At 59.7% G+C, this 9044-nt stretch carries 7 protein-coding genes; all 7 read right to left on the bottom strand.

What is annotated here, in order from left to right; translation table 11 throughout:
• Nucleotides 1-62: 62 nt before the first annotated feature.
• Nucleotides 63-986 (bottom strand): DMT family transporter, encoded by a 924-nt coding sequence (locus A9G06_RS15965; protein ID WP_069555833.1) that lies wholly within the window; start codon nt 984-986, stop codon nt 63-65.
• Nucleotides 987-1157: 171 nt separating this feature from the next.
• Nucleotides 1158-2090 (bottom strand): carbamate kinase, encoded by a 933-nt coding sequence (arcC, locus tag A9G06_RS15960; protein ID WP_069555832.1) that lies wholly within the window; start codon nt 2088-2090, stop codon nt 1158-1160.
• 95 nt (nt 2091-2185) lie between these two features.
• Nucleotides 2186-3610: a dihydropyrimidinase gene (gene hydA, locus A9G06_RS15955; RefSeq protein WP_069555836.1), complete on the bottom strand. Its 1425-nt coding sequence runs from the start codon at nt 3608-3610 to the stop codon at nt 2186-2188.
• A 105-nt stretch (nt 3611-3715) separates the two neighbouring features.
• The gene (locus A9G06_RS15950; RefSeq protein ID WP_069555831.1) at nt 3716-4933 is read right to left on the bottom strand and encodes a YgeY family selenium metabolism-linked hydrolase; all 1218 of its coding nucleotides are present in this window, start codon (nt 4931-4933) and stop codon (nt 3716-3718) included.
• A 140-nt stretch (nt 4934-5073) separates the two neighbouring features.
• Entirely contained in the window at nt 5074-6273 is a 1200-nt protein-coding gene (gene dpaL / locus A9G06_RS15945) for a diaminopropionate ammonia-lyase (protein ID WP_069555830.1), read from the bottom strand.
• 137 nt (nt 6274-6410) lie between these two features.
• Complete coding sequence (ygeW, locus tag A9G06_RS15940; protein ID WP_069555829.1) at nt 6411-7598, bottom strand: knotted carbamoyltransferase YgeW; 1188 nt, start codon at nt 7596-7598, stop codon at nt 6411-6413.
• 373 nt (nt 7599-7971) lie between these two features.
• The gene (locus A9G06_RS15935; RefSeq protein ID WP_069555828.1) at nt 7972-8970 is read right to left on the bottom strand and encodes a Wadjet anti-phage system protein JetD domain-containing protein; all 999 of its coding nucleotides are present in this window, start codon (nt 8968-8970) and stop codon (nt 7972-7974) included.
• Between the last annotated feature and the right edge of the window lie 74 nt (nt 8971-9044).

Raw genomic sequence — 9044 nt, 5'->3', positions numbered from 1 at the left:
GTGCCAACACAAAGGGCCCGCCATGATGGCGGGCCCTTTTTATTTCGTTGCCGACAATCGACTCAGCCGTGCTTGACGCGGGTCTCCCCCGCCACCGACACCACAGAGCGCTTGCCCTTGCGGCTGATGACGATAAGCGCCAGCACGATAAGGGCAATGCCGCTCCCCTCCACCGGCCCCGGATTTTCGCCCAGCAGCCACCAGGAGAGCAGCACGCCGCTCACCGGCACCGCCAGGGTGCTGAGGCTGGCGATCCCGGCAGGCAGCTTTTTCAGTACGAACAACCAGAGGCTCCAGGCCAGCGCCGTGGCGAAGATGGCGCTATAGGCGAGCGCACCAAACACATAAGGCTGCCAGTCGATGGGTCGCTCCGGCACCAGCGCCGCCACCACGGCCATCACCATGGTGGCGTAGATCATCTGCCAGGTGGTGAGGGACATCAGATCCACTGAAGGATGGCGGGCATACATCCGCTTGGCGATGATGGCGCTGATCCCCCAGCAGATGCCGGAAGCAATCCCCAGCAGCGCACTCTTCATCGAATCGAGGTGCAGCTGCCAGGGCTCGATCACCAGCAGCAGCCCGCAGGCGGCCACCCCGACCGCCAGATAGTGGAGCTTGCGCATCCGCTCGCCGAGAAAGAGCGCTGCGAAGATCACCACCCAGAACGGCATGGTGTAGCTCAGAATAGCCACCTTGCCCGCCCCGCCGCTGATCAGCGCCCACTGAGCCAACCCCACCATGCCGCAGGTCTGGAACAGGGCGATGGCGAGGGTATAGCGAAACGGGGTGGGTTTAAGATAACGGCGCCCGCGCAGGGCCAATACCAGCAGCAGAACCAGAGATCCGCACAGGCAGCGCAGGGCGGTGAACTCGAAGGCCCCCGCGTAAAGCATCACCTGCTTCATCACGATCCAGCTGTAACTCCAGATGGCGGTGAGCAGGAGCAATCCCACCAGCGCCGCCATATTGATCTTTCCGCTCATTTGTTTGCTACTCACCTCTTGTCACTCATTGCGCCTGGTCTGCTCTCGGCGTCTTGCCCGCGCTTGAAGGCGGCCATCTTACGCCGCTCATCGTCCGCTGACCATGACTGCCCCAAAATGAACAAGGGGGCCGACGGCCCCCGCAATCACACTCAACCCGAGCTGGAACGCCTAGCGGCTGATAAGGGTTCCCGTCTTGCCGGCAATGCCGTCGGCGGCCTTCTCCAGCAAGGTGATCAGGGATTTGCGCCCCGGCATGGAGGTAGCGAACGAGAGCGCCGCCTCCACCTTGGGCAGCATGGAACCCTTGGCAAACTGCCCCTGTGCAATAAAGCTGTTGGCATCGGCGACGCTCAGCTGATCGAGCCACTGCACATCGGGCTTGCCGAAGTTGATGGCGACTTTCTCTACTGCGGTAAGGATGATCAGCATGTCGGCGTCAATGAGCTCCGCCAGCTTGGCACTGGCCCAATCCTTGTCGATCACCGCGCTGGCTCCGCGCAGGTGATTGCCCTCGCGCAGCACCGGGATGCCGCCGCCACCGACGGTGATCACCACCTGACCGGCGGCCAGCATCGCTGAGACGGTCTCTTTCTCGATGATATCGACGGGTTTGGGAGATGCCACCACCCGGCGATAGCCACGGCCGGCATCCTCTTTAAGCCGCTCGCCCCTGGCCATCAATGCTTCGGCCTCCTCCTTGCTGAAGAAACCGCCGATGGGTTTGCTTGGGTCGAGGAAGGCGGGATCGTTTTTATCCACCTCAACCTGGGTCACCAGGGTAGCGACCGGCTTGTGAATACCACGCGCCAGCAAGGCCTCGCGCAGAGCGTTTTGCAGGTCATAACCGATATAACCCTGACTCAGGGCCACGCAGACCGACATGGGCAGATGGGGCGCTTTAGGGTCGTGGCGGGCCGCCACCTCGAACGCCTGCTGGATCATCCCTACCTGCGGGCCGTTGCCGTGGGTCACCACCACTTCATGCCCCTGAGCGATCAGGTCGGCAATGGTGCCTGCCGTGCTCTGCACCGCCTTCATCTGCTCGGGCAGGTTGTTGCCCAGCGCGTTGCCACCAAGGGCCAGTACGATTCTCTGTTTCATCTTGTTATCTCCAGTGATGGGACAAGCCGGCGCGATACCGGCCCACCTTTCGTTGTTCACATAAGCTTGCTGCTCTGCGTGTTTCGAACGGATTGTCAGCCTGCAGCCGCGGGGCAAGGCGAGTGCAGCTCCGGCGCCAAGGCCGGATCAAAGGGCGCTCTGGCCAAAAACCGGCCATGACCACGCCGCCCCAGAAACTCGCCGTCGCGGGCGACTATCTCGCCGCGGCTCAGGGTCATTCTGATCTGGCCAGGGCAGCGCATTCCCTCGTAGGGGCTGTAGTCGCCGTTGTCATGCAGCAGTGGGTGAGAAATCAGGGTGTCACCACGGGGATCCATCAGCACCAGATCAGCGTCAGACCCCGCTTGCAGGTTGCCCTTGCGCGGCCAGAGGCCAAACAGGCGCGCCGGGTTGGCGCTGGTGAGTGCCACGAAGCGCGACGGCGAGATGCGCCCGCCCAATACCCCGTGGGCAAACAGCAGCAGCATCCGGTTTTCGACCCCGGGCAAGCCGTTGGGGCAGCGGCTGAAATCGCCGCCCGAGAGGGTCATGCGCTGGGCGTGGGAGAAGTTGCAGTGATCAGTCGCGACGGTGTCGATATCGCCAGCTGCGATGCCGACCCACAGCTTGTCCTGCTCGCGGCGCGAGCGCAGCGGCGGACTCAGCAGGTAGTCGACCCCGTTCTCCTTGTAATAACACTGTTCATCGAGCAGCAGATATTGCGGGCAGGTCTCCACCCAGACCGGTTGGCCCTGACGGCGCGCCAATTTCAGATACTCCAGCCCCAGTCCGTTTGAAAGGTGGACGATATAGAGTGGTGCATTGCCAGCGAGCCCCGCCAGATTGATCATCCGGGCCACCGCCTCGGCTTCGCACTCCAGTGGGCGGCTTTGCGGGTGATACCAGGGCTCGTGATGGCCTGCGGCCAATAGGGCAGCCCGGCGCGCCGCGATGGCGGCATCGTTCTCGGGATGGACGGTGGCGAGCGCCCCCACCTCCTTGAGGCGGGCCAGCGCGCGCAACACATCGTGATCTCCGAGCTTGTACTGGTAGGTGAGATAGAGCTTGAAGCTGCTGATCCCCTCCTCCTGCACCATGGCGGCCATCTCGTGGAGGATGGCGTCATCCACATGCTGGACAACGCCGTGAAAGCTGTAGTCGATCACCGCCTGATCGGCGGCATAGTCGTGATAGCGGGCCAGCTGGTGATGCAGGTTACACCCAGCCGGGCCAAATCCCATGTGATCGACGATGGTGGTGGTGCCACCACAGGCGGCAGCACGGGTACCACTGAAAAAGTCATCGCAACTGCGGGCAATGCCGACATCGATGTTGAAGTGGGTATGGACGTCGATGCCACCCGGCATCACATAACAGCCGCTGGCATCGATCACCTCGGTCTCGCCATCGGGCTGGATAGCGGCGGCGCGCGCGCGGATCACCCCGTTCTCGATCAGCAGATCCTGACGATATTCCCCCTGCGCATCGACCAGCACACCGTTTTTGATCAGCCGTTTCATTTCCACCACCTCGAACATCACTTCAAACAGCAAAGCCCCGCCTCAATGGAGACGGGGCACTTGCAACAGCCGGGCGATGATGAGAGTCACCGCCCGGCAGCCCCCTTACTTGTCCAGCTCGGCCAGATAGAGCATGGGGATCACGGCGTACATGGCGGCGCACTTGACCAGATGCTCTTTCCAGGTCTTCTCGTTCGGTGCGTGGGCCTCCGGCTCTTTACCCGGGCCAAAACCGATGACCGGAATACCGTGGCGACCCATGATGGAGACCCCGTTGGTAGAGAAGGTCCATTTGTCTACCACCGGCTCCTTGTTGAACAGCTCGCGATAAGCCTTGGAGAGGGTTTTGACGGTGATGTGATCCTCCTCCACCTTCCAGGTCGGGAAGTAGCACTCGGTCGGATAAACCAGACCGGTGTAGGCCGGACGATCGTACTGGTACATGGAGACCTCGGCACCGGCAGCTTGCACCGCAGGCAGCGCGCGGATCTCGTCGAGCGCCCCTTGCCAGGTTTCACCCCAGGTGAGGCGGCGGTCGATGGAGACGGCGCAGCTGTCTGCCACGGCGCAGCGGCTTGGCGAAGTGAAGAAGATCTCGGAGACGGTCAGGGTACCCTTGCCGAGGAAGTCGTCGTTGCCGAGGTTATGGCTCAGCTCCTGCAATTCGCCTAGGATCGGGCCCATCTTGAAGATGGCGTTGTCACCGCGCTCCGGTGCGGAGCCGTGGCAACTGACCCCCTGCACATCGATGCGGATCTCCATGCGGCCACGCTGGCCACGGTAGATCTGGCAGTCGGTGGGTTCGGTACTGACCACAAACTCGGGGCGGATCTTGCTCTGCTCGATGATGTACTGCCAGCAGAGGCCATCGCAGTCCTCCTCCTGTACGGTACCGGTCACCAGCAGGGTGTACTGATCTTCCAGTCCCAGATCCTTGATGATCTTGCCCGCATAGACCATGGAGGCCATGCCCCCTTCTTGGTCAGATGCGCCGCGGCCACCGATGATCTCGTGATCTTCCATCCCCTCATAGGGGTCGAACTTCCAGTTGGCCATGTTGCCGACGCCCACGGTATCGATGTGGGCATCCATGGCGATCAGGTGCGGGCCGTGGCCGATATAGCCCAGCACGTTACCCATGGGGTCAATCTCAACCTTGTCAAAGCCAACCTTCTCCATCTCCTGCTTGATGCGCAGCACAACGCGCTCTTCATCGCAGCTCTCGCTCGGGATGGCGATCATGTCGCGCAGGAACTGACTCATCTCGGCCTTGTACTGGTAGGCCTTCTCCGACACCATTTCAAACGGAATTTGCTTGCTCATTGTGATTCTCCATAACAACTGAGAGTGCGCGACCTGTTCATCGGCAGCGCCCTGTGCCCGTTACCGCGCCCCGTTGGCGAGGCGCGATCAGTTCTTCAATTCATCTCTCTGCTCTCGCAGGGAGTTACTCGCAGCCGGGGTTAATCGCAGGCAGGATGTTTGCCTTCCCACACCACTTCCCGGTAGTGGGTCACATCGGTGTCCCCTTCGGTGTTGATGATGAGCACGACCGAGTTGCTATCCAGCCCCAGACGTTCCATCAGTGCCGCGCGATCCGGGTGGTGACGCACCGCCGCCAGCACGCCGGTACCGACCGAGCCGGACTCACCGGAGATGATGCGGGGATCATTGCCAAGAGGGTTGCCGAGCACCCGCATACCCAGTGCCGACACCTTGTCATGGCAGGAGATGAACTGGGTGGTGCAACTTCTGAGCAGCGGCCAGCCGAGCGGATTGGGTTCGCCACAGGCGAGACCGGCCATGATGGTGCGCATGTCGCCCCCCACGTTGACCATCTCCCCCGCCACGCCGGAGCGGTAGATGCAGTCGGCCTGATCTGGCTCGACGACTATGCTGTGCAGGTTTTTCGCCCCGAAGCAGTCCACCAGATAGCCGAGCACCCCGCCCGCCAGCGCCCCTACCCCGGCCTGCAGCAGCACGTGGGTCGGCTGCTTGATGCCCATATCCTGCATCTGCTCGACCGCTTCGTCGGCCAGGGTGGAGTAACCCTGCATGATCCAGGTCGGGATCTTGGTGTACCCCTCCCAGGCTGTGTCCTGCACTATGTGCCAACCGCGCTCTTCGGCCATCTTCATGGTCAGGCGCACGGTGTCGTCGTAGTTCATGTCGGTGACGATGCACTCGGCACCGAGGTTGAGGATGTGGTCAACCCGCTCCTGAGCCGAGCCCTTGGGCATGTAGACCACCGCATGCTGGCCCACCTGCTTGGCGGCCCAGGCAACGCCGCGACCGTGATTGCCATCTGTGGTGGTGGCGAAAGTCATCGGCTCCTTGATGGTGCGTTTGATGAGATCGAAGGAGAAATCCTCGATGGCCACCCCATATTTTTCACAGAGCAGGTTGGCGATGGCATAAACGCCACCCAGCATCTTGAAGGCATTGAGGCCAAAGCGCTTTGACTCGTCCTTGACCAATATATTTTTCACCCCGATATAGGCGGCCAGAGCTTTCAGGTCGCACAATGGGGTCGGTTCATAACCGGCCAGTTTTTTATGAAAAGCGCGAGCCTTTTGTGCTTCGGCGCGAGAAAACAGCGGAGATGGCTCGGCGGTAAAAAAGCGGTTATCGGCAATATCCATCATCAAAGAAAATTGGGACATGCTTACCTCACTAGGCGTTACCTGACAAAGAGCTGCCTCGCCGGGAGATCCGTTATTCAGATACCACGGAGAGAAAACTCAAAATAATGGGTTCGACAGTGTGGGCAGGATGAATATTCACCCTGCCCTGCCGTTATTTATTTCACCCGCTTTTGCGCCTCTTTAATCAGATTTTCCAGGGTTTCTGCCGGGGCGGAGAATTTACGGGCCATGATCATGGCGGCGATAATATAGGGCTTCCAGCTCGCCTCTTTGTAAGTGGCGATACGGTATTTCTCGAATACCCCTTCGGTTACTTCCCCTTCCTTGCAGGAGACACCGGAAATATCGGCGGGCAGGCAGTGCATATAGAGCGCTTCGCCCCCCTTGGTCAGCTTCATCATCTCCTCAGTGCAGTGCCAATCCTTGTGCTTGGCGTTCTGCTCAAGGCAATGTTTCTCCAGATCTTTCAGGCCGGCGTGGTCATTGGCACGCAGCAACTCGGTGCGCTGCTCCATCACCTTGTAGGGGGCCCAGGACTTGGGATAGACGATATCCGCATCCTTGAACGCTTCTTCCATGGAGGTGACCTGACGGAAGCTGCCGCCGGAGGCCTTGGCATTCTCCTTGGCCACTTCGATCACGTCAGGGATCAGGTCATAGCCTTCCGGGTGGGCCAGGGTCACGTCCATACCGAAACGGGTCATCAGGCCGATGATGCCCTGCGGCACGGAGAGCGGCTTGCCGTAGCTCGGGGAGTAAGCCCAGGTCATCGCAATCTTCTTGCCCTTGAGGCTCTCCAGACTGCCGAAGTGCTCCTGCAACCAAGCCAGATCAGCCATGGACTGGGTCGGGTGATCAATGTCGCACTGCAGGTTGACCAGCGCCGGACGCTGGGGCAGCACCCCCTTCTCGAACCCTTCATCCAGTGCGGCGCCCACTTCGCGCATATAGGCGTTACCAGCGCCCAGATACATGTCATCGCGGATACCGATAGCATCGGCACAGAAGGAGATCATGTTGGCGGTTTCACGGACGGTTTCACCGTGAGCGATCTGTGATTTGCCCTCATCCAGATCCTGCTGGGCCAGACCGAGCAGGTTCAGCGCAGAGGCATAAGAGAAGCGGGTTCGGGTGGAGTTATCGCGGAAAACCGAGATACCGAGCCCGCTGTTAAACAGTTTGGTAGCAATATTTTCGGCACGCAGGGTCTTGAGGGATTCGGCCAGTTTCAATACCAGCTCCAGCTCCTGAGGCGTTTGCTCCCAGGTCAGCAGAAAATCTTTTTCATGCAGGTTGGATTTGAGTGCTCTGATCTCTTTGATTAATTCGTTAACTGCTTTCATCGTTCGCCCCAATCATTGGATGAGATATGGATAGCTCCCCTTTCACTCACGATGTCACCAGCATCCCGGTTGTGGGTGAGCTCATCGGTTAGCGTCGATATGAGGCAATCAATAAGCGTGCCAAACTACAAAAATGTAGGAAGATATTAATAAATGGCGAAAGTGTGTGATGCAGAGCACAAAAGCGGCGGCTATTTCAGCGATTTATTCCATAAAAAGGTGAGCGGATCAGCCAAGCCATAAAATAGCCGAGTGATAATAATCAGAGGCAATATCCCTGCGTTGGTGAGAATTATCATCAAAGGTCAGTTTCAGGGGCTTAAATGATATAACCGGTCTGGCGGTTATCATTATGATAATGCCCCTTTTGCGTTCAACTGTCCGCGATGGCCAACGGCCAGCACTGCCAGTGCGCAGCCAGGATCAACACCTCCTGTTCCAGCCAAGCTCCATTCGTTACCAGTTCATCGAGCCAGGGAACGCCTGCTGGCGTGCCATGACCATCGGCCTGATCAGCCTGCTGCATCACACGCCAGGGCACCTTGCCACTGTCCGTTGCAAAGGTGCGAACAGGGCGGGCATAGTGTTCCAGATAAGGTTTCAACTCACAGGGAAGCCAGAGCATGGCCGGTCGATTTAGTTCACGCGCCAGCTCGATGGCAATATCGATACCCCGTTGATCGAGATCGCCAAAATGGGCCCACTGCACGCCCGCAGGCAACAGCGGGATCAGCCGTTTGGCCAGGGAGGTATTGCGACCGGGGGCAAAGAGCAGCAGCTGCCCGGGTTGCAGCGGGTAGTCGACAAAGGCCCCCTTGTTCTCCACCGTAATAACGCGATCCCCTTGCCAGCCGATGGCCGCCAGCGTTGCCAATGCCCGCTCCGGCAACGCCAACTCCCCCAGCAGCGCCATCATTACCGTCATATCGTGCTGCTGACCCTGCCGATCGACCAGCGAGAGCGGTTCGAGGGTGCGTATGCGGATCACCTCATCTTGCGTGAGCGACAAGTTCGCAAGCTTTGGCGCTGCAAGGGATGCTGATCGCGGATGCTTGCTGTCTCCATGCCAGAGTGCATGAAAGCAGGCCTGATTTAGCCGTGCAGGTAAACTCACGCCCAGACGTTGCAGCAGCTCACCCTTGTCCGGTTCGGGGGGGACTACCTGCGCCAGCTGTCCAGCCAGATAAGTCCGCCCAGCCTCGGTCAATATATGACGGGCACTGCGCCCAACTGACTCGACTCCGCCCACCGCCTGCAACAGCTCCTTCAACTCGCGACCATGCCTGCTCTCAAGGGAGCAGCCCTTTCCGGTCTGGCTATCGAGCAACCGTGCACACAAATCCTGTACCCGCACCTCATCAAACAGCGACATTCTCACCTCTCCATGTGGCTTCATATGACGAAGTAGAGATGATTTTCCCTGCCATTACCGTGACCGGCTTCGCA

The organism is Aeromonas sp. DNP9 (assembly GCF_001728955.1).
In the GTDB taxonomy this organism is placed as follows: Bacteria; Pseudomonadota; Gammaproteobacteria; order Enterobacterales; family Aeromonadaceae; genus Aeromonas; species Aeromonas veronii.
This window is presented reverse-complemented; position numbering and strand designations above follow the sequence as displayed.

Excerpts from the sequence above, each read along its gene's own strand:
- dpaL (WP_069555830.1), bottom strand. The coding sequence starts at position 6,273 with ATGTCCCAATTTTCTTTGATGATGGATATTGCCGATAACCGCTTTTTT.
- A9G06_RS15950 (WP_069555831.1), bottom strand. The coding sequence starts at position 4,933 with ATGAGCAAGCAAATTCCGTTTGAAATGGTGTCGGAGAAGGCCTACCAG.
- ygeW (WP_069555829.1), bottom strand. The coding sequence starts at position 7,598 with ATGAAAGCAGTTAACGAATTAATCAAAGAGATCAGAGCACTCAAATCC.
- arcC (WP_069555832.1), bottom strand. The coding sequence starts at position 2,090 with ATGAAACAGAGAATCGTACTGGCCCTTGGTGGCAACGCGCTGGGCAAC.
- A9G06_RS15965 (WP_069555833.1), bottom strand. The coding sequence starts at position 986 with ATGAGCGGAAAGATCAATATGGCGGCGCTGGTGGGATTGCTCCTGCTC.
- A9G06_RS15935 (WP_069555828.1), bottom strand. The coding sequence starts at position 8,970 with ATGTCGCTGTTTGATGAGGTGCGGGTACAGGATTTGTGTGCACGGTTG.
- hydA (WP_069555836.1), bottom strand. The coding sequence starts at position 3,610 with ATGAAACGGCTGATCAAAAACGGTGTGCTGGTCGATGCGCAGGGGGAA.